This window comes from Klebsiella sp. K-3 (genome assembly GCF_051207495.1).
Classification (GTDB): Bacteria; Pseudomonadota; Gammaproteobacteria; order Enterobacterales; family Enterobacteriaceae; genus Klebsiella; species Klebsiella aerogenes.
Map to the genome: position 1 here is coordinate 372,351 of NZ_JBPNXF010000005.1, position 15,832 is coordinate 388,182.

The 15,832-nt window shown below is 55.3% G+C and carries 17 protein-coding genes; 9 read left to right on the plus strand and 8 right to left on the minus strand.

Annotated elements, in window-relative coordinates:
- The first annotated feature begins 9 nt into the window (after window positions 1–9).
- The 5 genes from accA (at window position 10) to tilS (ending at window position 7,006) form a co-directional block, all read left to right on the plus strand.
- Window positions 10–969 carry an acetyl-CoA carboxylase carboxyl transferase subunit alpha gene (gene accA / locus ACSEMK_RS10445; RefSeq protein WP_045390153.1) on the plus strand — a complete coding sequence of 320 codons (960 nt, stop codon included), beginning with the start codon at window positions 10–12 and terminating at the stop codon, window positions 967–969.
- Window positions 970–1,160: 191 nt separating this feature from the next.
- A complete protein-coding gene (locus tag ACSEMK_RS10450; protein WP_435336480.1) occupies window positions 1,161–2,945 on the plus strand; it encodes a glycoside hydrolase family 19 protein in 1,785 nt (594 codons plus the stop codon).
- 100 nt (window positions 2,946–3,045) lie between these two features.
- On the plus strand, window positions 3,046–5,184 hold the full coding sequence (locus ACSEMK_RS10455; RefSeq protein WP_113374444.1) for a lysine decarboxylase LdcC: 2,139 nt from the start codon (window positions 3,046–3,048) through the stop codon (window positions 5,182–5,184).
- A 62-nt stretch (window positions 5,185–5,246) separates the two neighbouring features.
- A complete protein-coding gene (locus ACSEMK_RS10460; protein ID WP_015704453.1) occupies window positions 5,247–5,636 on the plus strand; it encodes a VOC family protein in 390 nt (129 codons plus the stop codon).
- 68 nt (window positions 5,637–5,704) lie between these two features.
- Window positions 5,705–7,006, plus strand: a complete 1,302-nt coding sequence (tilS, locus tag ACSEMK_RS10465) for a tRNA lysidine(34) synthetase TilS (protein ID WP_430914856.1) — start codon at window positions 5,705–5,707, stop codon at window positions 7,004–7,006.
- A 15-nt stretch (window positions 7,007–7,021) separates the two neighbouring features.
- Here tilS and rof read toward each other — a convergent pair whose 3' ends face one another.
- Both rof and ACSEMK_RS10475 read right to left on the minus strand, forming a co-directional pair.
- Window positions 7,022–7,282, minus strand: a complete 261-nt coding sequence (rof, locus tag ACSEMK_RS10470) for a Rho-binding antiterminator (protein ID WP_113374446.1) — start codon at window positions 7,280–7,282, stop codon at window positions 7,022–7,024.
- On the minus strand, window positions 7,269–7,469 hold the full coding sequence (locus ACSEMK_RS10475) for a YaeP family protein (RefSeq protein ID WP_087860833.1): 201 nt from the start codon (window positions 7,467–7,469) through the stop codon (window positions 7,269–7,271). Before ACSEMK_RS10475 ends, rof begins: the two co-directional genes overlap by 14 nt.
- 196 nt (window positions 7,470–7,665) lie before the next feature.
- Here ACSEMK_RS10475 and ACSEMK_RS10480 point away from each other — a divergent pair, with 196 nt between their 5' ends.
- From ACSEMK_RS10480 to nlpE, 3 genes are read left to right on the plus strand one after another with little or no spacing between them, the layout of a single operon-like run.
- Window positions 7,666–8,211, plus strand: coding sequence for a YaeQ family protein (locus ACSEMK_RS10480; protein WP_430914857.1), 546 nt, complete (start codon window positions 7,666–7,668; stop codon window positions 8,209–8,211).
- The gene (arfB, locus tag ACSEMK_RS10485; protein WP_045390167.1) at window positions 8,208–8,621 is read left to right on the plus strand and encodes an alternative ribosome rescue aminoacyl-tRNA hydrolase ArfB; all 414 of its coding nucleotides are present in this window, start codon (window positions 8,208–8,210) and stop codon (window positions 8,619–8,621) included. Before ACSEMK_RS10480 ends, arfB begins: the two co-directional genes overlap by 4 nt.
- 42 nt (window positions 8,622–8,663) lie before the next feature.
- The gene (gene nlpE / locus ACSEMK_RS10490) at window positions 8,664–9,362 is read left to right on the plus strand and encodes an envelope stress response activation lipoprotein NlpE (RefSeq protein ID WP_087860832.1); all 699 of its coding nucleotides are present in this window, start codon (window positions 8,664–8,666) and stop codon (window positions 9,360–9,362) included.
- Between the two features lie 62 nt (window positions 9,363–9,424).
- Here the strand turns inward: nlpE and proS are convergent, their stop codons facing one another.
- The 6 genes from proS to metN all read right to left on the minus strand — a co-directional run bounded on the left by proS (window position 9,425) and on the right by metN (window position 15,011).
- A complete protein-coding gene (gene proS / locus ACSEMK_RS10495) occupies window positions 9,425–11,143 on the minus strand; it encodes a proline--tRNA ligase (RefSeq protein WP_047065175.1) in 1,719 nt (572 codons plus the stop codon).
- Window positions 11,144–11,254: 111 nt separating this feature from the next.
- On the minus strand, window positions 11,255–11,962 hold the full coding sequence (tsaA, locus tag ACSEMK_RS10500; RefSeq protein WP_020079574.1) for a tRNA (N6-threonylcarbamoyladenosine(37)-N6)-methyltransferase TrmO: 708 nt from the start codon (window positions 11,960–11,962) through the stop codon (window positions 11,255–11,257).
- Window positions 11,959–12,366, minus strand: coding sequence for an Rcs stress response system protein RcsF (gene rcsF, locus ACSEMK_RS10505; protein ID WP_015704458.1), 408 nt, complete (start codon window positions 12,364–12,366; stop codon window positions 11,959–11,961). Before rcsF ends, tsaA begins: the two co-directional genes overlap by 4 nt.
- A gap of 108 nt (window positions 12,367–12,474) precedes the next feature.
- The gene (metQ, locus tag ACSEMK_RS10510; protein ID WP_015368138.1) at window positions 12,475–13,290 is read right to left on the minus strand and encodes a methionine ABC transporter substrate-binding lipoprotein MetQ; all 816 of its coding nucleotides are present in this window, start codon (window positions 13,288–13,290) and stop codon (window positions 12,475–12,477) included.
- 43 nt (window positions 13,291–13,333) lie between these two features.
- Window positions 13,334–13,987, minus strand: a complete 654-nt coding sequence (locus tag ACSEMK_RS10515; protein WP_045390177.1) for a methionine ABC transporter permease MetI — start codon at window positions 13,985–13,987, stop codon at window positions 13,334–13,336.
- Window positions 13,980–15,011, minus strand: coding sequence for a methionine ABC transporter ATP-binding protein MetN (gene metN, locus ACSEMK_RS10520; protein WP_087860830.1), 1,032 nt, complete (start codon window positions 15,009–15,011; stop codon window positions 13,980–13,982). Before metN ends, ACSEMK_RS10515 begins: the two co-directional genes overlap by 8 nt.
- Window positions 15,012–15,199: 188 nt before the next feature.
- On the opposite strand from metN, the gene gmhB reads away from it, so the two are divergent.
- On the plus strand, window positions 15,200–15,766 hold the full coding sequence (gene gmhB / locus ACSEMK_RS10525; RefSeq protein ID WP_435336484.1) for a D-glycero-beta-D-manno-heptose 1,7-bisphosphate 7-phosphatase: 567 nt from the start codon (window positions 15,200–15,202) through the stop codon (window positions 15,764–15,766).
- Window positions 15,767–15,832 lie beyond the last annotated feature (66 nt).

Here is a 15,832-nt window from a genome sequence, read left to right on the forward strand (position 1 = left end):
AGGAATACTATGAGTCTGAATTTCCTAGATTTTGAACAGCCTATCGCAGAGCTGGAAGCGAAAATCGATTCCCTGACTGCAGTAAGCCGTCAGGATGAGAAACTGGATATTAACATCGATGAAGAAGTGCATCGTCTGCGCGAAAAAAGCGTAGAGCTGACGCGCAAAATCTTCGCCGATCTTGGCGCATGGCAGGTAGCCCAACTGGCGCGCCATCCACGTCGTCCCTATACCCTGGATTATGTCCGCCTGGCTTTCGACGAATTTGACGAGCTGGCAGGCGATCGCGCCTACGCTGACGATAAAGCTATCGTTGGCGGTATTGCGCGTCTTGATGGTCGCCCGGTGATGATCATCGGTCATCAGAAAGGCCGTGAAACCAAAGAAAAGATCCGTCGTAACTTTGGTATGCCGGCGCCGGAAGGCTACCGCAAAGCGCTGCGCCTGATGGAAATGGCTGAGCGTTTCAAAATGCCGATCATTACCTTCATCGACACCCCTGGCGCCTATCCGGGCGTTGGCGCGGAAGAGCGCGGCCAGTCGGAAGCGATTGCCCGCAACCTGCGTGAAATGTCGCGTCTGAGCGTGCCGGTTATCTGCACCGTGATTGGCGAAGGCGGCTCTGGCGGCGCGCTGGCGATTGGCGTAGGTGATAAGGTCAACATGCTGCAGTACAGCACCTATTCGGTTATCTCGCCGGAAGGCTGCGCATCTATTCTGTGGAAAAGCGCGGATAAAGCGCCGCTGGCCGCGGAAGCGATGGGTATCGTTGCCCCGCGCCTCAAAGAGCTGAAGCTGATTGATTCCATCATTCCAGAACCGCTGGGCGGCGCCCACCGTAACCCGGAAGCGATGGCGGCGAGCCTGAAGGCACAGCTGTTGGCCGACCTGGCTGACCTGGATACCCTCAGCGAAGAAGAGCTGCGTAACCGCCGCTATCAGCGTCTGATGAGCTACGGCTACGCCTGATTATTCAGCACATTATTTTCTCTAAGGGGCCGGATTTCCGGCCCCTTTTTTTATCATTTTTCTACTGAGGCAAGATGATGCGCCAATGAGGTGATGTGATTAGCCGATGATGTCCTTCTCCCGTGACACTGCGCTAACTGCCGGGGACAACGCCTGGGCAGACCGTTCACAAGGAAAAGGAGAATAATATTATGGCAATTCATAAAACTGTCGCCTTGAGCGCCGTGGCCGCAGGGATCATGTTAAGTCTGAGCGCCGCACAGGCTGCGCCGCTGCTCAGCGCCACTGAAGCCACCACCATGACAGCCAGCGAGCTGGCGGCGAAAGAAAAAGCATTAACCGATTTTCCTCTAATGGACGCGGTGAAGTCTTCTATTCGTACCCTCGATAACGCTTCAGTCGAAAAGATTGAGCCCGGTCGGGCGGCTAACCCGGAGAACGTTAAACGCGTTGAAGGCATGCTCAGCGAGCAGGATTGGGATTATCTGTTCCCGATGCGCGCGCCGGAATATACCTACAGCAACTTCCTGAAGGCGATTGGTAAATTCCCGGCGGTCTGCGGCACCTACACCGACGGTCGTGATAGCGACGCAATCTGCCGTAAATCGCTGGCTACCATGTTTGCCCACTTCGCCCAGGAAACCGGCGGTCACGAGAGCTGGCGCGATATTCCGGAATGGCGCCAGGCGCTGGTCTATCTGCGCGAAGTTGGCTGGACCGAAGGGCAAAAGGGCGGCTATAACGGCGAATGTAACCCGGATGTCTGGCAGGGGCAGACCTGGCCTTGCGGTAAAGATGCCGATGGCGATTTCCTCAGCTACTTTGGTCGCGGCGCTAAACAGCTTTCCTATAACTACAACTACGGACCGTTCTCCGAGGCGATGTATGGCGACGTCCGTCCGCTGTTGGATAAACCACAGCTGGTGGCGGACTCATGGATGAACCTCGCCAGCGCGGTCTTCTTCTTTGTTTACCCGCAGCCGCCAAAACCCTCCATGCTGCACGTTATCGACGGCACATGGCAGCCAAACGATCGTGATAAGAGCAATGGCCTGGTGCCGGGGTTTGGCGTGAGCATCCAGATCATCAACGGCGGCGTCGAATGCGGCGGCGCCACGGAAAATGCCCAGTCGCTTAACCGTATTGCCTATTACAAAGAGTTCGCCAACTACCTCAAAGTGCCTATTGCCGATGATGAAGTGCTGGGCTGTAAGAACATGAAGCAGTTTGATGAAGGCGGTGCCGGCGCGCTGCCAATCTACTGGGAACAGGATTGGGGATGGGATCCGAACAGCGCAGACGGCAAAACCAATGCCTGCCAGCTGGTGAGTTATCAGACGCCGTACAGCGCGTTCAAAGAGGGGGATTACAGCAAATGCGTGCAGCACTACTTCAACGTAACCGTGGTTGATGATGCGGGTAGCGATGGCGCGTCTGATAAGACGGATGACGTTACGCCTGCCCCACAGGTAAACGTGGCGCCGGTGGCGCGTATTGCCGGCCCGGTGGGCGCTGTTGAAGCCGGTAGCCTGGTGTCGCTGAGTGCGGAAGGCTCTACCGATGCTAACGGCGATAAGCTGAGCTATAGCTGGATGTCGCAGGATGGGCAGACGTTAAGCGGCGCGGATAAAGCGGTTATCAATTTCAGCGCGCCGCAGAGCGACAAAGATGCTCAGTATGTGGTTAGCCTGACCGTCAGCGATGGTAGTCTGTCCAGTACCGCAACCTACACTCTCAATGTGAAGGCGAAAACGCCGGCAGAGGAAGCGAAGGATGAGCCGGCAGGCGATAGCGGCGTCATCAGCTATCCAGCGTGGAGCGCCAGCCTGAGCTGGAAGCCGGGTGACATCGTCAATAACCACGGCGCGCTTTTCCAGTGCAAGCCCTTCCCGGAAGGAGCCTGGTGCAACGTGGCGCCAACTTACTACGAACCGGGCGCAGGTCTGGCCTGGGGGGATGCGTGGAAGGCGCTGTAATCATCGCTTTGCTATGATTCAGGACTAAGATAAATCCGCCAGTGCTAAGCACTGGCGCGATTGATATTATGCTTACCTTAGGTAAATCCAGGAGGAAAGCGTGAATATCATCGCCATCATGGGGCCCCACGGCGTCTACCATAAAGACGAACCGATCAAAGAGCTGGAAGCCGCTCTGCAGAAGCAAGGATTCCAGACCATCTGGCCGCAAAACAGCGCCGACCTGCTGCAGTTTATCGAACACAACCCGCGTATCTGCGGCGTTATCTTCGACTGGGACGAGTACAGCGTTGATTTATGCAGCGATATCAATCGCCTGAACGAATACCTGCCGCTGTATGCTTTTATCAATACGCACTCGACGATGGACGTCAGCAGCCAGGACCTGCGCATGGCGCTATGGTTCTTCGAATATGCACTGGGTCTGGCGGAAGATATCGCTACCCGCATTCGCCAGTATACCAATGAATATCTGGACAACATCACGCCACCATTTACCAAAGCGTTATTTAACTATGTGCAGGAGGGGAAATATACCTTTTGTACCCCCGGACACATGGCGGGAACCGCCTACCAGAAAAGCCCGGTCGGCTGCCTGTTTTATGATTTCTTCGGCGGTAATACGCTGAAGGCCGATGTTTCTATCTCCGTTACCGAACTGGGGTCGCTGTTGGACCATACCGGCCCGCATCTGGAAGCGGAAGAGTATATTGCCCGCGCCTTTGGCGCCGAGCAGAGCTACATGGTGACCAACGGTACCTCGACTTCAAATAAAATTGTCGGCATGTATTCGGCGCCCGCTGGCAGTACGTTGCTTATCGATCGTAACTGCCATAAATCGCTGGCGCATCTGCTGATGATGAGCGATATCGTACCGCTATGGCTAAAACCGACCCGTAACGCGCTGGGGATCCTCGGCGGCATCCCGAAACGGGAATTTACCCGCGACAGCGTCCAGCACAAAGTCGAGACAACTCGCGGCGCGCAGTGGCCGGTGCATGCGGTGATCACCAACTCCACCTATGATGGGCTGTTGTATAACACCACCTGGATTAAACAAACCCTTGACGTGCCGTCGATCCACTTCGATTCCGCCTGGGTGCCTTATACCCACTTCCACCCGATTTATCAGGGGAAAAGCGGTATGAGCGGCGACCGCGTACCGGGGAAAGTGATCTTCGAAACCCAGTCGACGCATAAAATGCTGGCGGCGTTGTCACAGGCTTCGCTTATCCATATTAAAGGCAGCTACGATGAAGATACCTTCAATGAAGCCTTTATGATGCATACCTCTACCTCGCCAAGCTATCCGATCGTTGCCTCGATAGAGACCGCGGCGGCGATGCTGCGCGGTAACTCCGGAAAACGCCTGATTCAGCGCTCCATCGAACGCGCGCTACATTTCCGTAAGGAGGTTCAGCGCCTGCGTGAGGAGGCTGACGGCTGGTTCTTCGATATCTGGCAGCCGGAAGAGGTCGAAGAAGCGCAATGCTGGCCTGTTTCCCCTGGAGAAACGTGGCATGGATTCCAGGACGCCGATGCCGACCATATGTTCCTCGATCCGGTCAAAGTCACGATTCTCACGCCGGGTATGGACGAGCAGGGCAATATGGCGGAAGAGGGGATACCGGCGGCGCTGGTGGCGAAATTCCTCGACGAGCGCGGCGTGGTGGTGGAGAAAACCGGGCCGTACAATCTGCTGTTCTTGTTCAGTATCGGTATTGATAAAACTCGAGCGATGGGCCTGCTGCGCGGTCTGACCGAGTTTAAACGCGCCTACGATCTTAACCTGAGGGTGAAAAACATGTTGCCGGATCTCTACGCTGAGGATCCGGACTTCTACCGCAATATGCGCATCCAGGATCTGGCGCAGGGGATCCACCGCCTGATCCGTCAGCACCAGCTCTCACAGCTGATGCTGCGGGCGTTCGACGTGTTGCCGGAGATGAAAATGACCCCGCATCAGGCCTGGCAGCGACAGATTAAGGGCGAAGTAGAAACCATCGAACTGGAGAAACTGGTGGGGCGTATTTCGGCAAATATGATCCTGCCGTATCCGCCTGGCGTGCCGTTGCTGATGCCGGGAGAGATGATCACCGAAGAGAGCCGCGCGGTGCTCGATTTCCTGTTGATGCTCTGTTCGATCGGCCGCCACTACCCAGGTTTTGAAACCGATATCCACGGGGCCAAACGTGATGAAGATGGCGTCTACCGTGTACGAGTCTTAAAAAATAATTAGGGGCTTGCGCGGCGGCGGGCGGCGCGAGTAACGTGTTGGGCTTCAACAGGAGGAGAACAACCATGCTGGGTTTAAAACGGGTTCACCATATTGCCATCATCGCGACAGACTACGCGAAGAGCAAAGCGTTCTATTGCGACATCCTCGGGTTTACGCTGCAAAGCGAGTTCTACCGCGCCGAGCGTGATTCGTGGAAGGGCGACCTGGCGCTGAACGGCGAGTATGTCATCGAGCTGTTTTCGTTCCCGTTCCCTCCTGCGCGTCCAAGCCGCCCGGAAGCCTGTGGTCTGCGCCACCTGGCGTTTAGCGTCGACGATATTGATGCCGCGGTTGCGCATTTGCAGGCGCACGGCGTCGCCTGTGAAGCTATCCGCATCGATCCGTTTACCGATAAGCGTTTTACCTTTTTCAACGATCCCGACGGCCTGCCGCTGGAGATTTACCAACAGTAATACTTGCCAGAACCAGCCCTGGCGCGTAACGTGCCGGGCTATCTCTTCTTAGCTGCATACGCACGATCATGACGCCGGATATTGCCTCATCGCTTCGACCACATCGTCAGTTTCTGCTGGCCTTCAGCGGCGGCCTGGACTCAACCGTCCTGCTGCACCGGCTGGTACGCTGGCGCCAGCGCGAGCCAGCGGTTCAACTGCGCGCGATTCACATTCACCACGGCCTGAGCGCCAACGCAGACCACTGGGTCGAGCATTGCGAACAGATTTGCCAGCAGTGGCAGGTGCCGCTACAGGTGGTGCGCGTAACGCTGGCGGATGAGGGGTTGGGGATCGAAGCGCATGCTCGTCAGGCGCGCTATCAGGCCTTCCGTGAAGCGCTTTTGCCAGGTGAAGCGTTATTGACGGCACAACATCTCGACGACCAATGCGAGACTTTCCTGCTGGCGCTCAAACGCGGTAGCGGCCCGACCGGCTTATCGGCGATGGCGGCCTGTAGCGAGTTCGCTGGTGGCAAATTGCTGCGTCCGCTGCTCAATGAGAGCCGTGATTCCCTGCATCAGTGGGCGCTGACTTATCAGCTGCGTTGGATTGAAGATGAAAGTAATCAGGATGATGCCTACGATCGCAACTTTCTGCGCCTGCGGGTGGTACCGCTACTGAGCGAGCGCTGGCCGCATTTTGCCGAGGCCGTTGCCCGCAGCGCCAGCTTATGTGGCGAACAGGAACAGTTGCTCGATGAAATGCTGTCGGCGGAGCTCGCCGCGCTGGTCGATGAGCGCGGTTCGCTGGCGATAGAACCGCTAAGCGCGATGAGCGCGGCGCGTCGTGCGGCGCTGCTGCGCCGCTGGCTGGCCTCCCAACAGGCGCCGATGCCGTCGCGCGAAATGCCGGAGCGCATCTGGCAGGAAGTGGCACTGGCGCGTGAAGACGCCGCGCCTTGCCTGCGGTTAGGCGGTTTTGCCGTCCGGCGCTACCAGCAGCGCCTGTATTGGGTAAAGCATCTGCCTGGCCTGACCGAGCGTGAGTTGCCATGGGAGGACCCCACTACACCGCTAATATTGCCGGAAACGCTGGGAGAACTGGCGTTGCAGTCAGGCGGGCCGTTACGCATGCCGTGCGCGGATGAGCCGGTATCGATACGTTTTCGCGCCAGCGGTAATCTGCACATCGTCGGGCGTCCGGGCGGGCGTAAGCTTAAGAAAATCTGGCAGGAAATGGCGGTCGCCCCCTGGCGTCGGGATACTACGCCGCTGCTATTTTATGGCGAAACGTTGATTGCGGCGGCCGATGGATTGTTTGTCACCAGAGAGGGGCAAGTGCAGGAAGGCGAGGGGTTACAGCTGGTATGGCGGAAAACGGGCGGCTAAGCCGCCCGATGGGCTTCAGGATTCGCTGACCACCACGGTGCCAATTTCCGGGTGGCTGAAACTGGCGATTTTATCCAGGCGTAGCTCGCGGACGTTACCGGCAAGTTCTACCACCAGATACTCGACATTTTTACGCGAGATAAGATCGTTCGCTTTGGCCTGCAGCTGTTCACCATCTTTCAGGGCCAGCGCCAGCACCAGGTGATGCTGGCAGGCAAGCTCGAGGTTGTCATAATCATCGCAGTTAATGGGTTGATAAGTATCATTCATTGACATAATCGCTCACCAATAAGTTTGCCGCCGCATAAGCGGCCTTTTCCCTGACTGACTCCGAAAGGGCCTGATCCGCCGCAACCTCATTTAATACTTTCAACGCGCAGCCCAGCGCATCCGGGATATACCCTAAGTCTCCGCTGGCTATTTCCGCATACCGCTTGCGTATTAACTCACAATATTGATCCACATGCCCTCCTGTCAGCGTTCTGACTTAACCGTGGGATGCAAGTTTAAGCCTACGAAGATAAACTCTGTTTAGCAAGGTGACTATACCATAGTCATCTAAGCAATATCAGCAGGATGAAAGGAGTACCTGCGATTGCCGACAGCCTTTTGTCGCCAGTTTCGCTACAATGTACGCCACTTTTTTCAGGAGTTTATTCATGGCGCTGAAAGCGACGATTTATAAAGCTGTGGTGAATGTTGCCGATTTGGATCGCAACCAGTTTCTGGATGCTAACCTGACGCTGGCGCAACATCCCTCAGAAACCCAGGAGCGTATGATGCTGCGCCTGCTGGCGTGGATCAAATATGCTAACGAACGCTTGCAGTTCACCCGCGGGTTGTCCTCGGATGATGAACCGGAGCTGTGGCAATTAAACGACCATTTGGGCGTCGATCTGTGGATTGACCTGGGGTTACCGGACGAGAAACGCCTCAAGAAAGCCTGCTCGCGGGCGCAGGAGGTGGCGCTGTTTGCCTATAATAGCCGAGCGGCTGAAATCTGGTGGCAGCAGAATCAGAACAAGCTTGCGGCGTATCCGAAGCTGACCATCTGGTATCTTGATGATGCGCAACTGGCGCAGCTGAGCGCTTTTGCCGATCGCACCATGACGCTGCAGGCAACCCTGCAGGACGGCGGTATCTGGTTATCTGACGATCGGAATAATCTGGAAATTCATTTAACGGCCTGGCAGCAGCCGGCATGATAACGATTAGCCGCAGCGTTTCCATCCCGGATGAGGAGATCTCGCTTACCGGGGTCCGCGCACAGGGGGCGGGCGGTCAGCATGTGAATAAGGCCTCGACGGCGATTCACTTACGTTTTGATATTAAAGCATCGAGCCTGCCTGAGTTTTATAAAGAACGCCTGCTCGCCGCCAGTCACCACTTAATTTCTGCTGACGGTGTGGTTATCATTAAGGCTCAGGAATATCGCAGCCAGGAGATGAATCGCGAAGCGGCGATCTCGCGACTGGTTACGCTGATAAAAGAATTAACCGCAGTGCAAAAAAGCCGCCGGGAGACGCGACCGACTCGGGCGTCAAAAGAGCGACGACTTGCCTCCAAGGCGCAAAAGTCCTCAGTCAAAGCGCTGCGTGGGAAAGTTCGCCATTAAGAGGCGTGGCGGACGGGTGGAATGGATTATAAGGAATTCACAGTGAAGAAAATTGTATTTTCGCTCGCAGCGGCCTGTTCGCTCTTTGCGCTGTTTGGCTGCAATCATCGCGCTGAGGTGGAGACGGTTCAGCCGGCGGCGATGGAAGAGCTGAAACCGATGCAGCAAAGCTGGCGCGGTATTTTGCCTTGCGCGGATTGCGAAGGGATTGAAACCTCTTTGTTCCTTGAGAAAGATGGCACCTGGGTAATGAATGAACGTTATCAGGGCGTTAGCCGCGAGCCGTCATCTTTCGCTTCATATGGGACCTGGGCGCGTACCGCCGATAAACTGGTCTTGACCAATAGCAAAGGCGAGAAATCTTACTATCGGGCGAAAGGCGATAAGCTTGAGATGCTCGATCGTGACGGCAACCCGATTCAGTCAACGCTTAACTATACGCTGGAGTCGGTGAAGGCCAGCCTGCCGACGACGCCGATGGCGATGCGCGGGATGTATTTCTATATGGCGGATGCGGCAACCTTTACCGATTGCGTCACAGGTAAAACGGTGGCCGTTGCCAATAACGCTCAGCTTGAACGTGATTACGCCGCCGCGCGCGGGACCGATACTCGTCCGGTACTGCTGGTGGTAGAAGGGCACTTCACTCTCGAAGCGAACCCGGATACCGGCGAGATGATGAAAACGCTAATGACGGATAAAGACAGTAAATTTATTCCAGGTAAAGATTGCGGTAAGTAATCCGTGCAGTTGTAATTAAAAAGGCCTCGCTATTGCGAGGCCTTTTAGCTTTAAAGGGGAAATTAACCTTTAATTTGCTGCACCAGGTAATTAACAATATCCCCGGTCTTAATCAGCTGTTTCTCGCCGTTGCGACGATGTTTGTATTCAATATCATCGTTGTCGAGGTTACGATCGCCAAGCACGATGGTATGAGGGATGCCGATCAGCTCCATATCGGCGAACATCACGCCCGGACGCTCTTTACGATCGTCCATCAGCACGTCGATGCCATGCGCACGCAGTTCAGCATAGAGTTTCTCGGCCAGCTCCTGCACGCGATAGGACTTGTGCATGTTCATCGGCAGAATAGCGACCTGGAACGGCGCGATAGCGTCCGGCCAGATAATCCCGCGATCGTCAAAGTTCTGCTCAATAGCGGCGGCCACCACGCGGGTCACCCCAATGCCGTAGCAGCCCATGGTCAGGATCTGGTTGCGGCCATCTTCGCCCTGCACCGCGGCATTCATTGCCTGAGAGTACTTGGTGCCCAGCTGGAAGATGTGGCCCACTTCGATACCGCGTTTGATAAGCAGAGTGCCTTTTCCATCCGGGCTCGGATCGCCGGCAACGACGTTACGAATATCAGCAACTTCCGGAGTCGCGACATCGCGATCCCAGTTGATGCCGAAGTAATGTTTGCCATCGATGTTGGCGCCGGCGGCGAAATCGCTCATGGCCGCGACGGTACGGTCGATAACCACTGGAATCGGCATATTAACCGGGCCGAGAGAACCTGGCCCCGCGTTAACAATAGCGCGGATCTCTTCTTCGCTGGCGAAGGTCAGCGGGCTGGCGACCTGCGGCAGTTTTTCCGCTTTTACTTCGTTGAGTTCATGATCGCCGCGTACCAGCAGGGCGACCAGCGGGTAGCTGCTATCTTCTACCGCTTTCACCAGCAGGGTCTTAACGGTTTTTTCGATTGGCAGATTGAACTGCTCAACCAGCTCGGCGATGGTTTTCGCGTTCGGCGTGTCTACCAGCGTCATTTCTTGCGTCGCGGCTGCGCGCGGCTCTTTCGGCGCGACGGCTTCGGCAAACTCAATGTTCGCCGCGTAGTCGGAGCTGTCAGAGAAGATCACGTCATCTTCGCCGCTCTGCGCCAGTACCTGGAACTCATGGGAAGCGCTACCGCCGATCGAACCGGTGTCAGCCTGTACCGCGCGGAAATCCAGCCCCATACGGCTGAAGATTTTGCTGTAAGCGGTATACATCGCGTCGTAGGTTTCCTGCAGCGATTCCTGAGAGGTATGGAAAGAGTAAGCATCTTTCATCAGGAACTCACGGGAGCGCATCACGCCGAAACGCGGGCGAACTTCATCGCGGAACTTGGTCTGAATCTGATAAAAGTTCAGCGGCAGCTGTTTGTACGAGTTCAGCTCATTGCGAATCAGGTCGGTAATGACCTCTTCGTGAGTCGGGCCGAGAACGAACGGACGATCGCCTCGATCGGCAATGCGCAGCAGCTCAGGGCCATATTGCTCCCAGCGACCGCTCTCCTGCCACAGTTCAGAAGGCTGAACTACCGGCATTAACACCTCGATAGCACCGGCGTTGTTCATCTCTTCACGCACGATGTTCTCGACTTTTTTCAGAACGCGCACGCCGGTCGGCAGCCAGGTGTACAACCCTGAGGCCAGCTTGCGGATCATCCCGGCGCGCAGCATCAGCTGATGGCTGATGACTTCGGCGTCGGCAGGTGTCTCCTTCAGAGTGGAGAGCAGATATTGGCTAGTACGCATGTTGTTACGGTTCCATTTGGACGATCGGAACAGGCTGGAGAGCCAGCCTGAAACAAAAAAGTGGTTTAGTTTACCAGTGTGGCAAAGATGCCAAAAGAGAGGAAAATAAAATTAGCGCGGTTCGAGAGAAAAGACTTCAAAACCGGAGGGGATTACCCGCCAGCGCACGTTGAAATCGAGCAGCCAGACGGCGTAGGTTTTCCCTGCTTCTTCCTCTTTGCGATAAGCCGGGCGCGGATCCTGCGCCAGTACTTCACGGATAAACGCTTTGATATGCGGGTAGCGTTTTTCAAGCGTGAGTAGCTGTGCTTCTATTTCCGGCGTAAAGCTGACATTCATGCCAGCCAGCGGCGCCTGTTGCGCATAGCTGGCGCTGGCATCCGGCAGGGCCTCGGCGAAGGGAAGATAAGGTTTGATATCAACCACCGGCGTGCCGTCAACGAGATCGAGGCTGCCAAGTTCCAGTATCACCTGATCCTTCTGGCAGCGAACGCCTTTTAGTTCAACCAGCGACATGCCGATAGGGTTAGGTCGAAACGTCGAACGGGTCGCAAAGACGCCCATACGCGCGTTGCCGCCAAGGCGGGGAGGGCGCACGGTCGGGCGCCAGCCGCCAGCCATGGTCTGATGAAAGACAAACAGGACCCACAGATGGCTGAAGTTTTCCAGTCCACGCACGGCGTCCGCCTGGTTATAAGGCGCTAATAGATGCAGTTCTCCGCCGCCGTGTTCAACCAGCCCTGGCTGGCGAGGAACGGCAAACTTCTCTTTATACGGCGAGCGGATGACGCCTATCTGCGCGAACTGAAATGCACTCATTGCGCCGAGACGTTAAGCGCTGAACCCAGGCAAACGGCCTGACGGTAGCAGCCTGGCGTACCGCTGGTCACTTCGCAGCTGTGCAGCAGCACGGCGTTGGCCTTCATTTTGGCCGCGTTGATTTGCATGCGTTTACGGGCGGTCGGGATGTTCGGCGGGGAGTCCTGGTTTGAAGCCTGGCATGATTCGCCGCTCACTTCACCCAGATCGCGGAAAGGTTTCCCTACCAGCGCGGCGGCATCGGTATAGATTCTAACCGGTGCGGGACGTGAGACTTTTGGTTTAGCCGTTTCCGTCTGGACTGGCGTGGTTGCGGTGCTTTTAACAGGCTCAACGGGGGATCTGCTTAGCATAGAACAACCGCTTAACATGAGTGCTAACAAACAGACCGGTAAAGCACGCATAGTATTTCCTCAATGAATTATAAAACAGGGCGCTATTGAATCAGGTGCTTGCATAAATGACAAGACGGGCATAAAGCCCGTCCTGAATGATATTACGCTGAAAGCAGATTACCAGCCTTTCACTGCGCCGCCGTTAAAGATTTTGTTAGCGGCTTCGTAAACTTCATCGCTTTGGTAAGCCTGAACAAATTTCTTAACATTTTCCGCGTCTTTATTATCTTCGCGGGCGACGATCAGGTTTACGTACGGCGAGTTTTTATCTTCAACGAAGATACCGTCTTTCGCCGGCGTCAGGCCAATCTGGCTGGCGTAGGTGGTGTTGATGACCGCCAGAGCGATCTGCGCGTCGTCCAGAGAACGCGGCAGCTGTGGCGCTTCCAGCTCAACAATCTTCAGGTTTTTCGGGTTTTCAACCACGTCCAGAGACGTCGGCAGCAGGCCTACGCCTTCTTTCAGTTTAATCAGACCCACTTGCTGCAGCAGCAGCAGAGAACGGCCGAGGTTGGTCGGGTCATTCGGTACGGCAATCTGTGAGCCCGGCTGCAGTTCGTCCAGAGATTTGATTTTCTTCGAGTAGCCAGCGATCGGATAGACGAAGGTGTTACCCACGGAAACCAGTTTATAACCGCGATCTTTAATCTGCTGGTCGAGATACGGTTTGTGCTGGAAGGCGTTAACGTCGATGTCGCCTTTGCTCAGCGCTTCGTTCGGCAACACGTAGTCGTTGAAGGTTACCAGCTCAACGTCGAGGCCATACTTCTCTTTTGCCACTTTCTGCGCGACTTCAGCAACCTGCTGTTCCGCGCCGACGATCACGCCGACTTTAATATGGTTAGGATCTTTTTCATCCTGACCGCAACCCACCAGAGCCAGAGAACCGATTAATGCGCCAACTGCCGCAAAGGTTTTGAAATTAAAGGCCATGTTATTTCCTTCCTGTAAGAATTAGTGTTGTGTGTCAATAACGTTATTTGTGAGTCACAGCCCGGACGATACGATCGCCAGAGAATTGAATTAAATAAACCAGAATAACCAGCAATACCAGTACGGTATTCATTACCGTCGCGTTATAGCCGATGTAGCCGTACTGATAGCCAATCTGACCCAGACCACCGGCACCGACCGCACCGCCCATCGCGGAATAACCCACCAGGGTGATGAGTGTGATGGTGGCGGCGTTCACCAGACCCGGCAGCGCTTCAGGGAGCAGAACTTTACGCACGATCTGCAGCGGCGTTGCGCCCATCGCGCGTGAGGCTTCGATAAGCCCGGTTGGGATCTCCAACAGCGCGTTTTCCACCATACGCGCGATAAACGGCGCGGCGCCAACCGTTAATGGCACAATCGCTGCCTGCAGGCCGATCGAGGTACCGACGATCACGCGGGTAAACGGAATCATCCACACCAGCAAAATAATGAATGGAATCGAGCGGAAGATATTTACCAGCGCCGATAGCGTACGATACAGTCGGGCGTTGGCGGCAATCTGCCCCGGACGGGTAACGTACAGCAGTACGCCGACCGGCAAGCCGAGCACAAAGCCAAAGAAGCCGGAGACAAACGTCATAGCCAGCGTTTCCCACACGCCGCGAACCAGCAGCCAGATCATTGGTTCAGACATATCCCAGTACCTCTACTTTTACATGATGTTCCTGCAGCCAGGCGATCGCCGCCTGGGTATCTTCCGGTGTGCCGTGCATTTCAGTCAGCATGATGCCGAACTTCACTCCGCCGGCGTAATCCATCTGCGCGCTAATAATGTTGTTATTCACATTAAAGCGGCGGGCGGTTTCCGACAGCAGCGGCGCATCGACGGAATGGCCGGTGAACTCCATACGCAGCATCGGCACGCTGTCAGGCAGCGGCGTGGGCTTCAGGCGCGCCTGATAGTCATCCGGAATATCCAGATGCAGGGTAGATTGAATGAACTGTTGGGCGAGCGGCGTCTTAGGATGGGAGAAGACTTCGCTCACGGTGTCCTGCTCGATCAGTTGACCATTGCTAATGACCGCCACGCAGTCGCAGATACGTTTAACCACGTCCATTTCATGGGTGATCAACAGAATGGTCAGCCCCAGACGACGGTTAATGTCTTTTAACAGTTCGAGGATCGAACGGGTCGTTGCCGGGTCGAGCGCGCTGGTGGCTTCATCGCACAGCAGCACCTTTGGATTGCTGGCCAGAGCACGGGCAATCGCCACGCGTTGTTTCTGGCCGCCGGAGAGGTTTGCCGGATAGCTGTCGTGCTTATCGCCAAGACCAACCAGGTCAAGCAGTTCATTAACGCGGCGTTTGATTTCCGCCGGCGGCGTGTTGTCCAGCTCAAGCGGCAGCGCCACGTTGCCGAAAACGGTACGTGAAGCAAGCAAATTAAAGTGCTGGAAGATCATGCCAATCTGACGGCGCGCGCGAGTCAGTTCTTTTTCAGTCAGCGCGGTGAGTTCCTGGTTATCAACCTGCACGCTACCTTCGGTTGGGCGTTCCAGCAGGTTAACGCAGCGAATCAGCGTACTTTTACCTGCGCCGGAAGCGCCGATCACGCCGTAAATTTGCCCGGCAGGGACATGCAGGCTGACATCGTTCAGCGCCTGTATGGTGCGGTTCCCCTGCTGGAACACTTTGGTAATATTCGAAAGTTTAATCATCAGTTATTTATTATCGTTTAGCCGTTTGCCGTGGCATTTTCTTCTGCCGTGTCCAGGCGATGCCTGTCAATGAAATGGATGTTAAGGCATCCAGACGTCTAAATCAATCTGACTCTTTATAATGAGCACTTTCTTGCATGCCGAAACATGCGATACTAACGGCATTAGCCTTTATCAGGAGCAAACCGGTGGCAAAGTCTGTACCCGCAATTTTTCTCGACCGTGACGGCACGATTAATATCGATCATGGTTATGTCCACGAAATCGACAACTTTGAGTTTATCGACGGCGTCATTGATGCCATGCGTGAACTAAAGGCAATGGGATTTGCGTTAGTGCTGGTGACCAACCAGTCAGGCATCGCGCGCGGTAAATTCACGGAAGCGCAATTTGAGACCCTCACCGAATGGATGGATTGGTCGCTGGCAGACCGCGGCGTGGATCTCGACGGTATCTATTATTGTCCGCATCACCCGCAGGGGAGCGTTGAAGAGTTCCGCCAGACCTGCGATTGCCGTAAGCCGCATCCAGGGATGCTCATTTCCGCAAGCGATTTCCTGCATATTGATATGGCCGCTTCTTATATGGTGGGCGATAAACTCGAAGACATGCAGGCGGCTGCGGCGGCGAATGTCGGAACGAAAGTGCTGGTGCGTACCGGTAAGCCGGTTACCGAAGAAGCGGAAAGCGCCGCAGATTGGGTGCTAAATAGCCTGGCGGACCTGCCTGCGGCTATCAAAAAGCAGCAAAAATAAGCGTTACGTATAAAAGATGAGCGGTTGAAATAAAAATGTATTTTTCCGCTTGTCATTCCCGGCGGG